Annotated in this window: 15 protein-coding genes; 10 read left to right on the forward strand and 5 right to left on the reverse strand. The window is 45.9% G+C overall.

Annotated features, from left to right (window positions below; translation table 11 throughout):
* Window positions 1–3: 3 nt before the first annotated feature.
* From QUB56_RS01930 to mnmG, 3 genes are all read right to left on the reverse strand, one after another.
* Window positions 4–1,293 (reverse strand): AAA family ATPase, encoded by a 1,290-nt coding sequence (locus QUB56_RS01930; RefSeq protein ID WP_332952665.1) that lies wholly within the window; start codon window positions 1,291–1,293, stop codon window positions 4–6.
* Between the two features lie 108 nt (window positions 1,294–1,401).
* Window positions 1,402–2,142 (reverse strand): GDSL-type esterase/lipase family protein, encoded by a 741-nt coding sequence (locus tag QUB56_RS01935; protein WP_332952667.1) that lies wholly within the window; start codon window positions 2,140–2,142, stop codon window positions 1,402–1,404.
* Window positions 2,143–2,303: 161 nt separating this feature from the next.
* Window positions 2,304–4,220: a tRNA uridine-5-carboxymethylaminomethyl(34) synthesis enzyme MnmG gene (gene mnmG, locus QUB56_RS01940; protein WP_332952669.1), complete on the reverse strand. Its 1,917-nt coding sequence runs from the start codon at window positions 4,218–4,220 to the stop codon at window positions 2,304–2,306.
* Between the two features lie 211 nt (window positions 4,221–4,431).
* Between mnmG and QUB56_RS01945 the strand changes: the two genes are divergently transcribed.
* The 10 genes from QUB56_RS01945 (at window position 4,432) to QUB56_RS01990 (ending at window position 17,742) form a co-directional block, all read left to right on the forward strand.
* A complete protein-coding gene (locus QUB56_RS01945) occupies window positions 4,432–5,034 on the forward strand; it encodes a DUF3800 domain-containing protein (protein WP_332952670.1) in 603 nt (200 codons plus the stop codon).
* A gap of 555 nt (window positions 5,035–5,589) precedes the next feature.
* Window positions 5,590–5,805 (forward strand): hypothetical protein, encoded by a 216-nt coding sequence (locus QUB56_RS01950; RefSeq protein WP_332952673.1) that lies wholly within the window; start codon window positions 5,590–5,592, stop codon window positions 5,803–5,805.
* A 143-nt stretch (window positions 5,806–5,948) separates the two neighbouring features.
* Window positions 5,949–6,278: a hypothetical protein gene (locus tag QUB56_RS01955; protein ID WP_332952674.1), complete on the forward strand. Its 330-nt coding sequence runs from the start codon at window positions 5,949–5,951 to the stop codon at window positions 6,276–6,278.
* Between the two features lie 198 nt (window positions 6,279–6,476).
* Window positions 6,477–8,006: a photosystem II chlorophyll-binding protein CP47 gene (gene psbB / locus QUB56_RS01960; RefSeq protein ID WP_332952676.1), complete on the forward strand. Its 1,530-nt coding sequence runs from the start codon at window positions 6,477–6,479 to the stop codon at window positions 8,004–8,006.
* Between the two features lie 142 nt (window positions 8,007–8,148).
* The gene (locus QUB56_RS01965; RefSeq protein ID WP_006635641.1) at window positions 8,149–8,244 is read left to right on the forward strand and encodes a photosystem II reaction center protein T; all 96 of its coding nucleotides are present in this window, start codon (window positions 8,149–8,151) and stop codon (window positions 8,242–8,244) included.
* Window positions 8,245–8,439: 195 nt separating this feature from the next.
* On the forward strand, window positions 8,440–8,997 hold the full coding sequence (nrdR, locus tag QUB56_RS01970; RefSeq protein ID WP_332952792.1) for a transcriptional regulator NrdR: 558 nt from the start codon (window positions 8,440–8,442) through the stop codon (window positions 8,995–8,997).
* Between the two features lie 948 nt (window positions 8,998–9,945).
* Window positions 9,946–11,028, forward strand: a complete 1,083-nt coding sequence (locus tag QUB56_RS01975; protein WP_332952679.1) for a 30S ribosomal protein S1 — start codon at window positions 9,946–9,948, stop codon at window positions 11,026–11,028.
* A gap of 997 nt (window positions 11,029–12,025) precedes the next feature.
* On the forward strand, window positions 12,026–13,435 hold the full coding sequence (locus QUB56_RS01980; protein WP_332952681.1) for an adenylate/guanylate cyclase domain-containing protein: 1,410 nt from the start codon (window positions 12,026–12,028) through the stop codon (window positions 13,433–13,435).
* A gap of 326 nt (window positions 13,436–13,761) precedes the next feature.
* Window positions 13,762–17,517: a chemotaxis protein CheB gene (locus QUB56_RS01985; RefSeq protein ID WP_332952682.1), complete on the forward strand. Its 3,756-nt coding sequence runs from the start codon at window positions 13,762–13,764 to the stop codon at window positions 17,515–17,517.
* 30 nt (window positions 17,518–17,547) lie between these two features.
* Window positions 17,548–17,742 carry a hypothetical protein gene (locus tag QUB56_RS01990; RefSeq protein ID WP_332952683.1) on the forward strand — a complete coding sequence of 65 codons (195 nt, stop codon included), beginning with the start codon at window positions 17,548–17,550 and terminating at the stop codon, window positions 17,740–17,742.
* 139 nt (window positions 17,743–17,881) lie between these two features.
* Here the strand turns inward: QUB56_RS01990 and QUB56_RS01995 are convergent, their stop codons facing one another.
* Together QUB56_RS01995 and crtR are read right to left on the reverse strand one after the other, a co-directional pair.
* Window positions 17,882–18,061: a hypothetical protein gene (locus QUB56_RS01995; RefSeq protein WP_332952685.1), complete on the reverse strand. Its 180-nt coding sequence runs from the start codon at window positions 18,059–18,061 to the stop codon at window positions 17,882–17,884.
* 61 nt (window positions 18,062–18,122) lie between these two features.
* Entirely contained in the window at window positions 18,123–19,013 is an 891-nt protein-coding gene (crtR, locus tag QUB56_RS02000) for a beta-carotene hydroxylase (protein WP_332952687.1), read from the reverse strand.
* Window positions 19,014–19,532 lie beyond the last annotated feature (519 nt).

Raw genomic sequence — 19,532 nt, forward strand, 5'->3', positions numbered from 1 at the left:
AATTCAAACTAAGTTCAGAAGTTGCTCGAATTCAATAGCTAGGTCATCAGAAACAGAATCAATCACTTTTGCATCTATCAATCCAGTCTCAGGACACACAATACTCGTGCATTTTCCATCCATTAAAACATAAGCTGAGAGATCGGAAACATCTAGTGATTTGTATCTAGATACAATTTTTTCTAATTGACGCTGCACATCTCCACTGGATTCCTGATAAAGGAGACCAGCCTGGAGTAGATTATTAAATGCTGTTAGGACATAGGGACTATGGGTCGTTATGAAGAATTGAAGTTTATCCTTGCGATAATTAAATACAGTAGCAATCAGCTCGACAATATTACGCTGTGCGCTGGGAAATAAATGTGCTTCTGGCTCCTCAATATACAATGTTTCCCCGGCACGCGCGGAAGATAAAAAAGGTAGTGCAGCTAGCATAACTGTAAGCGGCAATGTTTCCTGTTGACCGGAAGATGAGTTCGCAATACTAATCCGTCTTCCATCTGCAACCTCCAAAAAATCTTTTCCTTTTTCGTGTACGTGCTTCCCACATAGAGACTTCTCTATTAGCCTGTTTATTTCCACTTGTTGTATATCTTTCACATCTTTTTCTCCAACTCTACCTCTAGGTACTATACGCAAAAGTTTTATACTTTCATATATTGAACCAAACTCCCTTAGAAATGGATCGAGGGCATTATTGCTTGACAAAAAAGAAAATATATTGTTCTGAAGATTAGCAAAAAAGGAGCGACCAGCAGGAATAAAAAGCTGAGTGAAGGCTGCCTCTCGACCGATAGATTTTACTAAAAATTCTACCAGGTTATCTTGCAAAATTTGCCTGAAATATAACTGAGTGGAATCATAATACCTAGCATTTTTTTCGGGGTTTTTATATCTTGATTTTTTTAATAAATTGCGTAGTTCTGTCAGTTCTTTCTTGAATAAATCTGAATAGCTGAAGGAGATTTTGCCTTTATTTTCCTCTTTTCTACTAACCTCTATAAAAACATTGGCAATCTCATACCTGATGGAAAAATATTGTGTACCCAAAGAATTAGGAGGAAAATATTCTTCAAACTTCTTGGAATAGTTAAAATCAAGATTGCGTTTTGTCTGCTCGTTCTCTACAACCGATAAAATTTCCCATACGAAGTTTTTAAAATAGAAAAGAAGTTTGGCGCAAACACTTTTACCACTAGCTTGGGGACCAATCAGTATATTTATGCGCTTGATCTCAATCTCCAAATCTGTGATACCAGCAAAGTTTTTAACTGTTAATTTTTCAGCCATAACTGGAACTCAAGGACGGTAAGGAATTCTACTATATTTTAACATTCAACTTTGCTCTTCAGTGGTTTAGCTTTTGCTAGATATGTTTTTCAGAGCGACAGCCTTATCCTACGGCACCAAGATACCAGCAATTGCCTGGTTGAGTGCCGCATAACCTTCGGAGTTAATATGCAGAAAATCTCGACTGTATTTCGGGTCAACAATCCCCTGGGAATTTGCCAATACCTGACTGCTATCAAAAACAATTACTCGATCGCCCGCCAGCGTTTTGATATAATCATTTACGTCCTTAATTGCGATCGCCACATCCTCCGACCACAACGGCCTTCTTTCTATTGGCAAACTTCCTAACGGAAAGATCGTCGTTACCACAACCTTAGCTCCCGTGTCAAGAGAATTTTTCACAATTTGCCCGATATTTGTCTGGCAATTTCGGATAATCGTCTCTTTTTGTTCTGGAAACAGAGGAATTGCCTTGAGGTCGTTGACACCAACTTGAATCACAATCATCTTAGGCTTCACCGAGGCTACATGCTGCTGGAAACGTCCAAGCACCTGCGCCGTAGTCTGACCACCTATGCCGCGATTGATGATTGTTGCGTTTTTTATGGGGTCCGGCGCAGTCCAATCCGCAGCCCGTGAATCGCCATAAAAAACAATAACAGGCTGTTGTGTCTTTTCTGCTGAATTGGGATAGGAGTTGAGGCCGAGTGGATCGAGTTTCGCAGCATTTAATTGCAGGTAATACTTTTGCCCTTGTTGGTAGAGAAAGACATTCAATGCTGCTGATGCTAGTAATGCTAAAGAAAGCGCTACTATTGCTATTTTTGTGGGTGTCACAGGCTTCATATCACTACAAAATAACACGAATATTTTGTCTATTCGCGAGGTTTCTGAATCCCACGCGCCTAGTCCAAGAAACTGGGTTTCTAGGAAAATTTACACATCCTCACGAGATTTTTGTGAGAAACCCAGTTTCTGCTCCCCACCCCCTCGCCTATCAACTCCGATTATTTTCCCACACCAGCCGGTTGCTGACGGTTTCGCACTTCCAGAAAAATCAACAAAGCATTAACATCAGCCGGATTTACCCCACCAATTCTCGCAGCTTGGCCAATAGTCAGCGGCTGCACTTTAGCCAACTTTTCCCGCGACTCCTTCGACAGAGTTGTAATTGCCATGTAATCCAAATCTGCAGGCAATTGTCGGCGTTCGTGTTTGGCAATGTCATCAATTTGATTTTGCTGTCTTTGCAAATAGCCGGAATATTTGATGTCAATTTCTGCACCTTCTTTCTCAGCTAACTTCAGACTCGAATTGCCTAAATTGTACCGTTCCAAATCGACATAATGAAAACCAGGACGGCGCAGCAAATCAGCGAGAGTAATTGAACCTTTAATCGCTTGTTGAGTGTCAGCCAAAATTGCCTTGCCAATCTCATCGTGTTCTTTCACGCGAATCGAGTACAAACGGGCTTTTTCCGCCACAATATTAGCTTGTTTCCGCTCAAATAACTCCCAGCGGCGATCGTCAATCAAACCAATTTCCCGTCCCAGGGGAGTCAAGCGTTGGTCAGCATTGTCCGATCGCAATAATAACCGGTATTCCGATCGCGAAGTCAGCATCCGGTAAGGTTCCCGCAAATCCTTCGTACACAAATCATCGATCAGAGTGCCGATATAACTTTGCTCGCGAGGAAACACAATCATCTCCTGATTTTTCGCAAACCGGGCCGCATTAATACCCGCCACAATCCCCTGTGCAGCCGCCTCCTCATATCCAGTCGTACCGTTCACCTGACCCGCGCAAAACAGCCCTTCAATCTTCTTCGTCATCAGCGTCGGATAGCACTGAGTTGCAGGCAAATAATCGTACTCCACAGCATAAGCAGGGCGCATCATCTCGCACTTTTCCAAACCAGGAAGAGTCCGCAGCATTTGCAATTGCAAATTTTCCGGTAAACCAGTAGAAAATCCTTGGATATAAAGTTCAGGAATATCTCTACCTTCCGGTTCAATAAAAATCTGGTGACTTTCCTTATCTGCAAACCGCACAATCTTATCTTCAATACTCGGACAATAGCGGGGCCCCTTCGCATCAACCCAGCCGCCGTAGACTGGAGAAAGGTGCAAATTGTCTCTAATTAACTGGTGAGTTTCTGGCGTAGTTCGAGTTAGGTAACAAGGCATTTGTTCCCGTTCGATCCAAACTTCTGGATCGAAACTAAACCAGCGAACATCTGCATCTCCCGGCTGCGGCTCCAGGTTGGTAAAATCGAGAGTACGTTTGTCAACTCTCGCCGGAGTTCCAGTTTTCAACCTGCCAGTTTCAAAGCCCAAACGGTTGAGAGTTTCCGTCAAACCAACGGCGGCAAATTCTCCGGCGCGTCCGGCAGGCATCGACTTATTGCCCACCCAAATCGTGCCGCCCAAAAAAGTGCCTGTGGTGAGAATTACAGCTTTGCATTCAAAAGCGACGCCGAAGTATGTTTCAACTCCGATAACTTCTTCATTTTTGCCCAAAACTAAGTCTGTAACCATCGCTTCGCGGACGGTCAAGTTCTCTTGATTTTCAACAATATTATTCATCACAGCGGCGTATTCCCGCTTGTCTGTCTGTGCTCTGAGGGCCCACACTGCGGGGCCTCGCGAAGAGTTGAGGATGCGTTTTTGTAAGTAAGTGCGATCGGCCATTTTGCCAATTTCCCCACCTAACGCATCCACTTCATTAGTGAGTTGAGATTTAGCCGGGCCGCCGACAGCGGGATTGCAGGGTTGCCACGCAATTTTGTCGAGGTTGAGGGTGAGGAGAAGGGTGCGACAGCCGAGGCGAGAAGTGGCGAGGGCGGCTTCGCAGCCGGAGTGTCCGCCACCTACTACGATGATGTCGAAACTGTCTTGGAATTCTACTGGTGTTTGTGCGGTCATTCGATTTTAGATTTTAGATTTTAGATTTTAGATTTTATATTGAAGAGGTGACTCCACGGATTAATCTGGGGGCTTGTATTTTGGATGTTTGCGATCGATATAAGCGCCGGTGAGAGATGGGGTTTGAGTCTTGTCTTTATTCTAGTATAACTTACAGGCTAAAAAACACTTATAATGTAACGCTTATGTCAAAAAGTTACCATAAGGCAAGATGACGATTTTATTTTACGTTGATGAGGGTGGCACTGGCTGGAGCGATCCTACTACAAATTTATTTTTTTTAGCTAGCTTTGCTATCCATATCCAACACTGGTCACAAATGGATAGAGAAGTTTCAGCGCTTAAAAACGAGCTATTTAGGGGGAAGGAACCTGAAGACTGGGAACTTAAGGGGCGCGATATTTGGCAAGGTGTGGGTTCATTTAAGAATTTTCCAAGGGAATTCCGTCTTCGAGCTTTCAAGAAATTTTCAGAAACTATGAGTCAGTTACCTTGCCATATATTCGCTGTTCAAGTCAACCAAAAAAGATTGCGCGAAACCAGCGAAGATATTAAAGATGAAACTGGTTTGTATCGCTTAACTTTTAATCAATTATTAGAGCTGCTAGATGCTTATCTAAAGCAATATAGCGAAACTGGAATATTACTTATGGATTCGCGCTCAACTCAGCATACCAGTATTCAGGATGGGAGATTGCTCAGAGTGTATCGAGATTGGAAGTCACAAAAAAAATCTTCTAACTTTGTAGAACTACCTTTGTTTGGCTCCTCAGAATTTTACACTGGTTTGCAGCTAGCAGATTATGTGGTGTAGTTGATCGATCGTAATTCAAAGGAAGCAGGGACAGCCAGTGGTCATACTGAATTGGAGGAAGCCTTCCATCTACTTGAGCCGAAAATGCAGTTGTTGAAAATTCCTATTCTCCAGCAGAAAATCCACTTTGAAGACCGCTAAAATGAAGGGTAAGTTTAAATGCGAATCCACGACTATTATAGTCGTGGATTTCGCCCTTACTGAGTGTTCAAAAGAACACTCTACGCCTTGGCAGGGCGTTGTTTGTTCAACCGGGGTATTGTTATAAATGTTCTTGTGTTTCTGGTTGACAGGCGCACGGCATCTCAACCGTACCATACCTCCCCGTGCAGTTCGGGGCACCTTGTCTCTGACAGGCGCACGGTATCTCAACCGTACCATAACTCCCCGTGCAGTTCGGGGCACCTTGTCTCTGACAGGCGCACGGTATCTCAACCGTACCATACCTCCCCGTGCAGTTCAGGGCACCTGTCATTTAATACCATTATATAGTACATTAAAAGGTTTGGTTAAATATCGATCGCTCATAATTGGGGCATATTAATTGAGATTAAGATGATGCGATCGACAGCCAGGAACCAAAACGGCAAAATTACCACAACCTTGTTAGGGCCCGAAGGCACATTTGAATGTTTAGAACTTCCAGAACCAAGCGAGGCGCTGCCAGGAGTATTCCCCCTCCAAATGCTAGGAATTGCACTCGACTTGAACAATCAAAGATCGGATATTTTGCCGATCGACCAGACAGAAACCCCTCTCACAATTAGGTAAATTTATCCCCAACAGCTAGCAGATTACCTACATCTTCTCCACTCTTCCTTCGCGTCCTTAGCGTCTTCGCGGTTCAATAATTCTGTAATCAGGCAGTTTTGCGCTATGTTAGACAAAAAAATCTCAACAAGCGTACACAACAAATGAAATATTTTTTCTTATCCGACGGGTGGAAAGTTGGGCGAGTCTGGGGAGTCGGCGGCGAGTGGACTTACGCCGCTTGGAGACGCCACCCCGACATTGTACAACTCGACATCTGCGTGTCGGATCACCAAGAAAAAATGTGGCTCTACCGCGTCGAAGACGCTGTACTCATGGTAGAAGTCAAACCCACAGCCCCCGCAGACCCCAACGCTCCTGCCAAAAACATCGGCAACGTCGTGCTGACCAGACTGATCGATGCCGAGCAAGTCCTCGAACGCCTCGGGACGATCGCCACCCGCTGCGAAATGGGCAACCCGCAACTAATGTAACGCCAAACATCTTGCAATCGGTTCTAACACTCGATACACTTCTTTAAATAACTTTCATTTTTATGCCTCCACCTTTGAAGGTAGAGGGCATTCGGCAAAAGGCAGAATTTACAGCCCGCAGGTAACTGCTCGGGATTGAGAATCTGAATTTTCCGTCAAAATAGACATCATCACTTACACCTTGGAGAACCGCAATCAATGGGACTACCCTGGTATCGCGTACACACAGTCGTCTTAAATGACCCAGGCCGATTGATTTCTGTACACTTAATGCACACCGCCCTAGTGGCAGGTTGGGCCGGCTCAATGGCCCTTTATGAACTAGCAGTTTTTGACCCCACAGACCCAGTTTTGAACCCGATGTGGCGTCAAGGGATGTTCGTGCTCCCCTTCATGACCCGCTTGGGAGTTACCGGTTCTTGGGGCGGTTGGAGCATCACGGGCGAAGGTAACGTCGATCCCGGCTTCTGGTCTTTTGAAGGCGTCGCCATCGCTCACATCATCCTTTCGGGCCTGCTGTTTTTAGCAGCAGTTTGGCACTGGGTATTTTGGGACTTGGAACTTTTCAGAGACCCTCGCACCGGTGAACCAGCCCTCGACTTGCCAAAAATGTTTGGCATTCACCTGTTCCTCTCCGGCTTGCTCTGCTTCGGCTTCGGCGCATTTCACCTTTCGGGACTTTTCGGCCCGGGAATGTGGGTGTCCGACCCCTACGGCCTGACCGGTCACGTCCAGCCAGTGGCGCCTGCTTGGGGCCCTGAAGGCTTCGATCCCTTCAATCCGGGCGGCATCGTGGCTCACCACATTGCAGCGGGCGTAGTCGGCGTAATTGCCGGTTTGTTCCACTTGACAGTGCGGCCGCCGGAACGTCTTTACAAAGCCCTGCGGATGGGGAATATCGAAACTGTACTTTCTAGCAGTATCGCTGCCGTATTCTTTGCAGCCTTTGTGGTTGCCGGTACGATGTGGTACGGTTCTGCTGCTACTCCGATCGAACTTTTTGGCCCGACTCGCTATCAGTGGGACAGCGGCTATTTCCAACAAGAAATCGATCGCAGAGCTCAAGCTAGCTTGGCCGCGGGCCAAAGCTTCCAAGAAGCTTACGAACAAATTCCCGAAAAATTGGCTTTCTACGACTACGTGGGCAACTCTCCTGCTAAAGGCGGTTTGTTCCGCGCCGGCGCGATGGTCAACGGCGACGGCATTGCTAAAAGCTGGCTAGGCCATCCCGTATTTACTGACAGCGAAGGCCGGGTTTTGTCGGTGCGCCGTCTCCCCAACTTCTTTGAAACTTTCCCAGTAATTTTGACTGACAAAGATGGGGTCGTTCGCGCTGACATCCCCTTCCGCCGCGCTGAATCAAAATACAGCTTTGAACAAAGCGGAGTTACTGTCAGCTTCTACGGTGGCGAACTTAACGGCCAAACCTTTAAGAATCCTCTAGATGTTAAGAAGTTTGCTCGCGCCGCCCAAAAGGGTGAAGTATTTGAATTCGATCGCGAAACCTTGAATTCGGACGGGGTTTTCCGCACTTCGACTCGCGGTTGGTTTACTTTCGGACACGTTTGCTTTGCTTTGCTGTTCTTCTTCGGCCATATCTGGCACGGTTCTCGGACTATTTTCCGCGACGTGTTTGCTGGAGTTGAGGCTGACATGGAAGAACAAGTCGAGTGGGGCTTGTTCCAAAAACTGGGTGACGTCACCACCAGAAGAGAAGAACCTCTCTAGATTTCGCCAGCCTCTGGCTAGCCGGGAAACTTCCCCGGTGTAAAAAAACCCGGTTTCTTCAAGAAACCGGGTTTTTTAGTTAATAATAAAACCAGTAATTAAGATAAAATAATACGGCAAGGGAAGATAGGGAAAATTTAACATGGAAAGTGTTGCTTACATTTTGATTCTGGCTTTAGCCATAGGCGTACTATTTTTTGCGATCGCCTTTCGGGAACCTCCCCGGATTGGCAAATAATTAGCTATACGCCTGCGGCAAGTCCAAAATATCTTGAACCGGACTGCGGTCAGCCCGCATCATAGCCATCGAATTTGGTGCGGGACTATTTCAGGGCTGTTGGCTTTCCTCATTTTTCTAGTCCAGCCATTCATCCGACCCCAGGCGGTGAGATGAATGGCAATTTGCTGGCAATGCCTGTTAAAATCAGCAATCATGCGCTGTTCCTCCTGCCAACACACAAATAGCCGCGTTCTCGAATCGCGCTCAGCCGAATCCGGTCAAAGCATCCGTCGGCGGCGCGAGTGTTTGAGCTGCCAGCACCGCTTCACAACTTACGAACGCATAGAATTTGTGCCGATTACGGTGCTCAAGCGGGACGGCAAACGCGAATCTTTTGACAGGTCAAAATTAGTCAGGGGATTGATTCGGGCCTGCGAAAAAACCGGTTTGTCTTCCGGCCATCTCGAAACCCTGGCAGAAGAAATCGAGGCGCAACTCCAAGGTCGAGCGCTCCGAGAAATCGCCAGCTCAGAAATTGGGGAACTGGTGCTGTTGCACCTGCGCCCGCTCAGCGAAGTCGCTTATGTCCGTTTCGCTTCCGTATACCGCCAATTTCGAGGCATCCGAGACTTTGTAGATACCCTAAATCACCTTCAGAATCCCCTCAACGAAGCTCGAGAACCAGAAACAAAGCCAGATTTTGACGCAGATTCGCCACAGCCGGATGCAGTCGATCGAGAAAGCCCCGCATCCTGCGCTACTGGCAGCTAAACTCCCTTAAATTAATTTAAAAGCACTAAGCTGCTGTGCATCTAATTAGACAGTCAATTTTTCTACAATTATTGTGGGACGGGCTCTCCTAGCGTGGAACGGACCCTCCTAGCCCGTGTCTGTATTCAATGCCAGATGCTCCGCAGCTTAGGCGGCTCAGTCGATTTTAGATTTCAGATTTGAGACTTACTCTACAGATTCAATCTGCGAGCTCGAACAAGAGTCGAAAATTTTGATCGGTTCACCACAGGAGTACGTGGCACAGTATCCGTTTTTGGGCGAGGTAAGTTATCGAAATATTCTCTTGAGATTGAAAACCCTGTCCGTTTAGGCCCCGGATTCCCAGCGACGGCGCGAGCAGCTTGCCAAACTCTGAGCGCTTCGCCGAACCTCTCTTGGGGCGAAGAGTCCCCGTGTTCTTTTTTCTAGGTCTTTGTGCTAGGTGTGTTATGATCGTCATCGGTCTAAAATTGAGTATAACTAAACAACGTAAAAGCTTAACTCGATTGGTTAAGTGCTCCGTCACACCTCACGGTGTTGCAGTTTAGGAAAGCTAAATTTGAACACAACCTAACTACAGGTGAAGAACTAATTAAATACGGTAAGGCATACCGGAATTTACGCTTCTGGAAAAACCGACCTCTACTTAAACTGGAGTAATCCTGTCGCAAGCGGCGTCGGCTAGTTCAATGAAGAATATCAGTTTCTTTTTACCTGAGAGTGTCAATGGACTCTGAATGTTAAGATTAAACCTTTTAACGCAGAGTGCAGAGTTTCAAGTAATAGCAGTGGCAAGCCCCCATGTGCAATGGCACAGGGAAAAAGTTAGCAAAAACTGACTTTAATAAAAGATTTTGAAAAAAGTTAATCGCTTTTTCACCAAAATCTCTAATATCTGCCTGCACAAACGAAAAACATGAAGGAGAGAAATCCTAGGAAACTATTCGCATGGTCAATCTCAAAACCACAGTCAAAGATATCGGCTTTACTCACGAAGATTTTGCAGCCCTACTTGATAAATATGACTATCACTTTAGCCCGGGCGATGTAGTAGCGGGTACAGTTTTTAGTATAGAACCGAGGGGCGCTCTGATTGATATCGGTGCTAAAACAGCAGCGTACATTCCCATTCAGGAAATGTCCATCAATCGAGTCGAAAGCCCTGAAGAGGTATTGCAATCAAACGAAACCAGAGAATTTTTCATTCTAACCGATGAAAATGAAGACGGACAATTAACCCTGTCCATCCGGCGCATCGAGTATATGCGGGCCTGGGAAAGAGTGCGACAACTGCAAGCAGAAGATGCCACAGTACGATCGCAAGTATTTGCCACCAACCGCGGCGGCGCACTCGTGAGAATAGAAGGCTTGCGAGGCTTTATTCCCGGTTCTCACATCAGCACCCGCAAACCGAAGGAAGAATTAGTCGCCGAAGAATTACCATTAAAATTCTTAGAGGTAGACGAAGACCGCAACCGCTTAGTGCTCAGCCACCGCCGCGCTTTAGTAGAAAAGAAGATGAACCGTCTCGAAGTCGGGGAAGTGGTAACCGGTACAGTGCGCGGCATCAAGCCTTACGGTGCTTTCATCGACATTGGCGGCGTCAGCGGCTTGCTGCACATCTCGGAAATTTCGCACGATCACATCGATACGCCTCACAGCGTGTTCAATGTCAACGACGAAGTGAAAGTCATGATTATTGACTTGGATGCCGATAGGGGCCGGATTTCTCTCTCTACCAAGCAGTTGGAACCGGAACCGGGCGCGATGGTCAAAAATCGCGAATTGGTGTATGAAAAAGCTGAGGAAATGGCAGCTAAGTTCCGCGAAAAAATGCTCGCTCAAAAGCAAGCTAAAGCAGGCATAGACATTCCTCTAGACTCGATCGATCCTGATGACATCTCCGACGAAATACTCGAGGACGTGCCCTCAGCAATGGAAGAGGATCTGCCAGAAGAAGTAGCACCGGAAGCAGCACCGGAAGCAGTATTAGATGTAGAGGAAGAAATCCCTCCTGCAACCGTAGAATAACATCGCAAGTCATCGCAAGTCACTGTCATTAAAAGAGGGTATTTTCCCTCTTTTTTTTGCCTTCAACGCCCCAATTACCAATTACCAATTACCAATTACCAATTACCAACCATTTAATACCATCGTCAAAAAACAATGCAACGGTAAGCCGGCGATCCAAACCCTTACGGAATCATATCAATTCCGGTTACACCGTCCGTGATTGTTGACTGTTGACTGTTGAGTGTTGACTGTTGACTGATGACTGATGACTGATGACTGTTAACAATCTAAAATCTAAAATCGATTGACTGTTGACTGATGACTGATGACTGTTGACTGTTGACTGATGACTGTTAACAATCTAAAATTTAAAATCTAAAATCTAAAATCGATTGACTGATGACTGATGACTCTTAACAGTTAACAATCTAAAATCTAAACTCTAAAATATAAAATCGATTGACTGTTAACAATCTAAAAGCTAAAAGCTAAAAGCTCAAATCGATTGAGTGTTAACAATCTAAAATCTAAACTCTAAACTCTAAAATCGATTGACTGTTAACGATCTAAAATCTAAAATCTAAAATCGATTGACTGTTAACGATCTAAAATCTAAAATCTAAAATCTAAAAGCTCAAATCGATTGACTGTTAACAATCTAAAATCTAAAATCTAAAATCGAAAATCGATTGACTGTTAACAATCTAAAATCTAAAATCGAAAATCGAAAATCGATCGACTCAGCGATCGCACGGAAGTCTAAATTCTCCAATAGTATAGTATCTTGCTACAGACAGATGCAGCGACCCCTCTTGGGATTAATAAAAGTAGCCGATACCTCTGCCTAAATAGATATGACCTTCCTGCTGCTAATTTGTTAAGATTTATAAATATCAGGGACATCCGCACAGGTGCAAACTCATCAGAATTCTCAGGCAAGAACAAGCCAGACGAGGCAATCAGACAACATAATCTTTAGAAAGTTCTTGCCCTGACGCTCATAGGCAAGTGGATAATGAACATCGAACTATTAAAAGAAAAATTAGAACAGCTCAAAAAACGTCCCAATTCTAGCAAAGGAACGATCGACCAAATCGAAAAATGGTTGCTGGGTTCCCACGTTTTGCAAAGATTGCGGATTAACCCTTACTACGTAGCAGGCGATACAGTCAAGAATATTAAAAGAATTACTTCGGAATTTCTGCACGGAGTCAAAGCCGGTGCCTTCGACTTGCACTGGGATATTCACTGCCCGCACTGCAACATGATTACAGACGAATTCAAGGATTTGGCAGACACATCAGAAGTGTCTTTTTGCCCGATGTGCGAGCGCGACTTTAAACTTGATTTGCTCGATCGCGTCGAAGTTACTTTTTCCCTGAACAAAGAAATCGAAGACCCGCAACTGCGCCCCGTCTGCGCTCCCCCTCCCGTACTCCAAAACAAACTGCAACTGATAACGCCTTTATACTGCACCGAATCCGAGACTGTCACCTTAGAACAAGGTCGATACCGCTACTGCTGTCCCCTGACTTTAGCTAAAGGGGTTTTAAAGGTTGAAGGCCCAGAAACAGAAGAGATACAAGAAATTAAACTCAAACAGTTGGCAGGCAAAGATTTTGACAAAACAGATCTGACCGTGCGCCCGGGAAAAGTTAAGATAGAATTAACTAATAACGATCACAATTTGTCCGGGCTGATTTTGCATACAGACGAATTGCCCCAGGAATTGACCTTAGAACAACTCCCCCTGCGGCTGTCAGGAATCCAACTGCTTCATCACCCGGATTATAAGCGTTTGTTCGGCGAGCAAGTACTATCGGAAAGAGAGCGAGTCAAGATTCGCGCGATTACTATTATGTTTACCGATATTACCGGCTCTACCAGAATGTACGAAACGCTGGGAGATACCAAAGCTTACAATATTGTCCGCGATCATTTTGAAATTTTCTTTGAGTCGATCGAGAAAGTTGGCGGTAAAATCATTAAAACCATCGGCGATGCCGTCATGGCTTCCTTTATTAGCAACGAACAAGCAATTATGGCGGCAGTGGATGCTGTGACCTCTTTCAAAGAGTACAATTTAACTCGCCCACATGCAGAGTGGATTCAAGTCAGAATTGGCATTCACCGAGGTACGGCTTTGCTGGTAAATCTTAATAGTTCGATCGACTATTTTGGTTCCACAGTCAACAAAGCAGCCCGCATTCAAAATCTTTCTAAAAGTGACGAAGTTTCGTTTTCGGAAGAGGTTTACAGCGACCAAGGATTTTTAACAGCATTACAAGCTGCTGGAGTGTCCGAAATTCACAAACGAGTTGAAGATTTAAAGGGAATACAAGGCGCCCAAGTCGCTTATACTGCTAGAATTAATACCGAATCAGTAATCGCGCTGTCTGGTACACTGGTCGCTGGCAGAAGCTAAGTAGGTAACCAAATATAGCGTTTCTCAGAAACATGAGGTACGATCGGGCATAAGGCTGACGGGCCCACGGGCATAGGGCATACCTCACCACCCGATCAACCGCTATATACCTGATTATTGCCAGCCTCTTGTTACGATCGCCCCAACAACAGATAGAGTTCTTCGATCGCGCTCAGCTCGTGGCTCCAGGAGTTTAGCTAATCCTTAAGGCAGTTGCATAAGGCCGACAACTTAAGTAGGCTCAGATGAAAATAGTCCGAATTACTCAGCCTTACGCTTGCCAGATATGTATGCTGCTAAATAACTGAAGTCCAGGACTTCGCACGATGACTTCTAATCAATTATCTCCAGACAATACACCCGAACCGATCGCCTCCAGCGCCCTCGAGCTCGAACAATTACCTGAAACCAATGCCCGGTTTCCGATCGTCGGAATTGCGGCCTCTGCCGGAGGCTTGGAAGCATTCACCGAGTTACTGGGCCATTTGCCTACCGATACGGGTATGGCGTTTGTGCTGATTCAGCATTTAGACCCGAATCACAAAAGTTTCCTCGCCGAGATTCTCAGCAGAAGCACGTCAATGCCTGTTAAGCAGGTACGAGACGGCGTAGCTGTAGAGCCAGATCAAGTCTACGTCATTCCGCCGGATACCAAGATGGTGATATCTAAAGGCGTGCTGGAACTCTCACCCCGCGAGAAGATTTATGGCAAATATATGCCCGCAGATGCGTTTTTTACATCATTGGCGTTCGATCGCGGATACAAAGCGATCGCCGTAGTATTATCGGGGGCAGACGGAGACGGTTCACTGGGGCTGATGGCAATCAAAGCAGCCGGAGCCATGACTTTTGCTCAATGTGAAGACACGGCAAAATTCGATAGTATGCCGAATACCGCTGTGGCCACAGGCAATGTTGATTTTGTTATGCCACCGCAAAAAATTGCCGAGGAACTGGCAAACTATAGTCGCAGTCCGTTTTTCAATCGCCGGCTTCCCCTGACAAAAGCTGAGGAATCGCCCGGAGAGCCAGATGCCCTGGCAACTATTTTTGCGCTGCTGAAATCGACCACAGGCGTTGACTTCAGCCTGTACAAACCGGCTACCGTGAACCGACGCATCCAGCGACGGATGGTTTTGTACAAGGTAGAACTCTTGCATGATTACGCCGAACACCTTCAACACAATTCGGCTGAAGTCAAAGCTTTGTATGAAGAAATTTTGATCCACGTCACCAGTTTTTTCCGTGACTCCGAATCCTTTGAAAAATTAAAAGAGGTGGTTTTCCCCGCGATTACCCAAAATAAATCAGCAAATGCTCCGATTCGGATTTGGGTGGCGGGATGTTCGACTGGTGAAGAAGTTTATTCGATCGCCATGTGCTTGTTAGAGTTTTTGGGCGATCGAGTTATCCCGCCGCCGATCCAGATTTTTGCTACGGACATTGGCGAGGCGACAATCTCCAAAGCTCGGTCAGCCGTCTACTTAGAAAACCAGATGATAGACGTTTCACCAGAGCGACGTTCTCGCTTCTTTATTCTCCAAGAAGGAGGTAGTTATAGAATCTGCAAGGCAATCCGCGAACTGTGTATATTTGCCCGACAAGACTTAAGTAGTGACCCGCCTTTTGCCAATCTCGATTTAGTTACCTGTCGCAATGTGCTGATTTACTTGGGAGAGTCATTGCAAAAGAAAGTGCTGCCGATTTTTCATTACAGCCTTAACCCAACAGGCTTTCTCATGTTAGGTTCTTCTGAGAGTACCGGAAGATTTTCATACTTGTTTGATTCAGTGCATAACAATTCTAAAATTTATGCAAAAAAGTTGAGTGGAAAACCTCCCAGTTTATTCTTTACGCCGAGCTCCTATCCCGGCGTTAAAGAAGGTGAAGGGCAAAAAGTGAATGAAAGGTTGAGCAAGAGGTTTGACTTAGAGCGAGAAACTGACCAACTGATTTTGAATCACTATGCCCCAGCCGGTGTGGTTGTGGACGAGCAGATGAAAATCGTGCAAGTGCGGGGAGACATCGATCCTTACTTGAGAATGGCACCCGGAACGCCGGACTTAAACTTGCTGACAATGGCAAGGCCAGGATTGCTTGTTGACCTTCGCACCGCGATTTATGAGGCACAAATGCAGAACCTGAGCGTTAGGAAAGAAGGGGTATCTATTGAATCAGGCGCGCGATCGACTATCGTCAATATTGAGGTGAGGCCCTTCGGGCCGCACACCGTCGCAGCAGGCTATTTTTTGGTGGTATTTGAAGAGGTTTTACCGACGGCGGGCAACTTCTGCACCCTCAATTCTGAAATCTGCACGAAATGTGATTTAGAGCCTGAAAATGCACGGCTGAGAGAGGAACTTGCCACCGCTAACCAAGCAAGAACAGTGGCTCAATCACACCTGGAATCCTTGATCCACGAGCAGAAAAATCTCAACGAAGACCTCAAAATTGCCAACGAAGAAATCCTATCGAGCAACGAGGAATTGCAAAGCGCCAACGAGGAGCTAGAAACGGCCAAAGAAGAGATTCAAGCCGCTAACGAGGAACTCAGCACCACTAACGAGGAACTTCGCAGCCGATATTTTGAACAAAGCCAGCTCAATAACGATCTGACAAATTTGCTGGCTAGTATCCAGATCCCAGTCTTAATGCTGGCACAGGATTTAAAGATTCGACGCTTTACGCCAACGGCGAAGAAAATTTTTAATCTGATTGCCACAGATATTGGACGACCCTTTAGCGACATCCGATCGGCTCTTGACGTTTCTGATTTGGAACAAATGATTTTGGAGGTGATTGATACTCTCAACTCCAAAGAACAAGCAGTTCAAAGTTTATCGGGATATTGGTATAACCTCCGCATTCATCCTTACCGCACAACGGAAAACGTGATTGACGGTGTGGTAATACTTTTGCTCGATATTGACGCTCTCAAACGCAGTGCTAAAACCTTGGAGTCAGCCCGAAATTATGCTGAGGCGATCGTAGAAGCTGTGCAAACGCCTTTAGTCGCGCTAAATGCTGGGTTGCAAGTAAAAAAAGCAAATAGATCGTTCTATGAAACCTTTCCGGTTTCATCCTCAGAAATAACGGATATTTCGCTGTTTGAACTCGGGAACGGGCAGTGGAATATCCCCAAATTGCGACAGATATTGGAAGATATTCTGGGTAATGATGTTCAGCTTATAAACTTTGAGTTGGATCACCTGTTTGAGCAGCTCGGGCCCAAAACTTTGCTGCTGAATGCTTGTAAAGTTCAACGAGAAGAAACGCTTTCAATGATTCTGTTGTCGATCGAGGATATCACCGATCGCAAGCATTTGGAGACAGAGCGATCGCAGTTATTGGAGCAGGAACAGTTAGCCCGCCAACAAGCAGAAAAAGCTAACCGAGTTAAAGATGAATTTCTGGCGAATCTCTCCCACGAATTGCGCAATCCCCTGACTCCGATTCTGGCGTGGTCACAAATGCTGCGCTGCGGGAAACTTAAGGAAGCAGAAACCGATCGCGCTTTAGAGGTAATCGAGCGCAGCGCCCAGGCGCAAGCTCAGTTAATCGGAGATCTTCTCGATATTTCCCGGATTACCAACGGCAACCTTCCACTGTCCATTTCTCCGATCGATCTGCAGGTAGTGGTGCAACGTGCGCTGGAGGGGGTTCAATTATCAGCTTCGGCAAAACACATTGAAATTGTTTCGCATTTGAATTCTGCAACTGTCTTAGGCGATATCGATCGCTTGCAGCAAGTTTTGTGGAATATTCTATCTAATGCGATTAAGTTTACTCTGCCGGGGGGACGAGTGGAAATCGTGATGCAGGATCTCGAGAATCATGCTGAAGTTCGAGTCACCGACACCGGAAAAGGGATTAAGCCTGAGTTGTTACCGTATATTTTCGATCGCTTCCGCCAAGGAGATTCCAGCACCACTAAGACGGATCAAGGGCTGGGATTGGGCTTGTCGATCGTGTATCATCTTGTCGAACAGCACGGGGGAACGGTGCAAGCCGAAAGTCCGGGTGAGGGACAAGGAACTACAATAACTCTGAGATTGCCGTTGCTACCCTCGCCTCAAGAGTAGCCACCGACGATTGATTGAAAGCCAACTGTTTTGGCTGCGCCTTTGAATGCCTCTAGCGAGATTGTCCCGTCTCTCGAAGGCTTGCACGTTTTAGCTGTAGACGATCGGATCGATAGGCGCAATCTCTTAAAATTTGCGATCGAAAGCTATGGGGCACAGGTTTGGACTTGCATCTGCCAAAAGTACGCGCGAACGAAGCTATCCCCTAGGGAATCGCTGCTTTGACTGATATTGTTTCCGGTTGCATCGGAATGATATAGAGGACACGGCAGTGCCGTGTCCCTACAATTAATGGGGGTAGGGACACGGCACTGCCGTGTCCTGACTGTGAGTAATATTAATTCCGAGGCTACCGGAGTTGATATTAGTGGCTTTCATTGTCTCCTTTACCACTTCCCCGAGAGAGGATTGAAACTACATCTGCTTGAAATTTTTCCATCCCGCTAAGGACTGTCGGGTGGGAGGACTGGCGGACTAAAAGCTTAAGTTGAAACCACCAAACGCAGTGCCGTTTCCCTACTAAAACCATTACCCCGAATTGCATTTGCCCTCTTCCTTCTCCCATACAAAAAAAACCCGGCCTCTCAAAGAAACCGGGTTTTTTGTCAATCAGATGCTTTCTTGTGATGCAGCCTAATCCCTAAAAAAATGTCATATATAAAACTCCAAAAGTCCTTTTTCCCTTCCAATATTCCCAAACTTTGAGGAGAACCTTTTTCATCCAACAGCGGCTTCACAGCTTCGTAAGCAGGCTTGTAATTGTACCAAGGAATAGAAGGCCACAGGTGATGGATCAGGTGATAGTTCTGCCCCAAAATTAAGATATTCAGAATCGGACTCGGATATACTCTGGCATTTTTCCAACGATCGCGATCGTGAAACGGACGGTGCGGCAAATAATCAAAAAATAACCCCAAGGCCAACCCCACCACCAAAGCAGGAGAAAACCAAAAATTCAGCACATAACCTAATTGATCGTACTGAATCGCGATATAAACCACCCCGATCACAAACAAACGGCTGAAAAACCATTCCAATAGTTCGTATTTCCGCCACAGCTTGCGCTTAAAAAAGAAAATCTCGTGGTAAAAAAACCTCGCAGCAATCAACCACAAAGGCCCGCCGGTAGAAACATAATGGTCTGGATCGTTATCTGGATCGTTGACATGGGCGTGATGCTGCATGTGTACCCGCGTAAACACCGGGAAAGCAAAACCCAACATCAAGGCGCTACCGTGTCCCAAAATAGCATTCATCGTGCGATCGCGATGGGCTGCATTATGAGACGCATCGTGAATCACAGTTCCGGCCATGTGCAACGCCAACACATTCAGCGAAAAACAGCACCACTGCGGCCATTCCCAACACCAGAAACCCAAGTTAGAAATCACGATAATCGCTACTGCACTCAAAAACAGCAGCAGTGTCGGATTCAAGTCACCGGGAGGACTCAAAAACTCTTTCGGCACTGTCAGCGGCCGTCCTGCCTCCGACATCTTTGTTAAGACTCCTTAATATTTCACTCTTGCGTAGTATAAGATACCAGCCGGACAATAGTAAAGTTTTATGAAAGAACTGAGTTCGATCGCCAGAAACTAGCCTCTGCACAAACAGCAAAGTATTAGACCTCTTGCAAAAGTCAAAAACTCACCCCCCTCGGTCCCCCCTTAGCAAGGGGGGAAGCAAGAAAAATTAGACTCCCGAACCGCGACTTCGGGGAGGGTTGGGGATGGGTCTGGTGCCTTTTTGCAAGAGGTCTATTGCTGTTGTGCAAGGACACCAGTCCTAGATTACCCAAAAGAGCTCTGCAGACCAAATAAAATCAATGGGTATCTCTGTATTTATGTCAAGCCTGAGAGCAGAAAAAATTGCCAAAAAGCGCGCTGCCCAAGAAAAGATTACCGATGGGTAAAAAGTCAGATATTCTATATAGTGTTCAATACCTGCTTTTTTGACGACTATCAAAATTTTTAAGACTCGAGACTAGCGTCATTGCTTTTAGTGCAAAAAAGAAA

The sequence above is a fragment of the Microcoleus sp. AR_TQ3_B6 genome (assembly GCF_036702785.1).
In the GTDB taxonomy this organism is placed as follows: Bacteria; Cyanobacteriota; Cyanobacteriia; order Cyanobacteriales; family Microcoleaceae; genus Microcoleus.

What these genes read in the sequence shown, in the direction of transcription:
- psbB (WP_332952676.1), top strand. Translation starts at nt 6,477, where the DNA reads ATGGGACTACCCTGGTATCGCGTACACACAGTCGTCTTAAATGACCCA.
- QUB56_RS01945 (WP_332952670.1), top strand. Translation starts at nt 4,432, where the DNA reads ATGACGATTTTATTTTACGTTGATGAGGGTGGCACTGGCTGGAGCGAT.
- QUB56_RS01965 (WP_006635641.1), top strand. Translation starts at nt 8,149, where the DNA reads ATGGAAAGTGTTGCTTACATTTTGATTCTGGCTTTAGCCATAGGCGTA.
- QUB56_RS01950 (WP_332952673.1), top strand. Translation starts at nt 5,590, where the DNA reads ATGATGCGATCGACAGCCAGGAACCAAAACGGCAAAATTACCACAACC.
- mnmG (WP_332952669.1), bottom strand. Translation starts at nt 4,220, where the DNA reads ATGACCGCACAAACACCAGTAGAATTCCAAGACAGTTTCGACATCATC.
- QUB56_RS01980 (WP_332952681.1), top strand. Translation starts at nt 12,026, where the DNA reads ATGAACATCGAACTATTAAAAGAAAAATTAGAACAGCTCAAAAAACGT.
- QUB56_RS01975 (WP_332952679.1), top strand. Translation starts at nt 9,946, where the DNA reads ATGGTCAATCTCAAAACCACAGTCAAAGATATCGGCTTTACTCACGAA.
- crtR (WP_332952687.1), bottom strand. Translation starts at nt 19,013, where the DNA reads ATGTCGGAGGCAGGACGGCCGCTGACAGTGCCGAAAGAGTTTTTGAGT.
- QUB56_RS01995 (WP_332952685.1), bottom strand. Translation starts at nt 18,061, where the DNA reads ATGCAATTCGGGGTAATGGTTTTAGTAGGGAAACGGCACTGCGTTTGG.
- QUB56_RS01935 (WP_332952667.1), bottom strand. Translation starts at nt 2,142, where the DNA reads ATGAAGCCTGTGACACCCACAAAAATAGCAATAGTAGCGCTTTCTTTA.
- QUB56_RS01955 (WP_332952674.1), top strand. Translation starts at nt 5,949, where the DNA reads ATGAAATATTTTTTCTTATCCGACGGGTGGAAAGTTGGGCGAGTCTGG.
- QUB56_RS01985 (WP_332952682.1), top strand. Translation starts at nt 13,762, where the DNA reads ATGACTTCTAATCAATTATCTCCAGACAATACACCCGAACCGATCGCC.
- nrdR (WP_332952792.1), top strand. Translation starts at nt 8,440, where the DNA reads ATGCGCTGTTCCTCCTGCCAACACACAAATAGCCGCGTTCTCGAATCG.
- QUB56_RS01930 (WP_332952665.1), bottom strand. Translation starts at nt 1,293, where the DNA reads ATGGCTGAAAAATTAACAGTTAAAAACTTTGCTGGTATCACAGATTTG.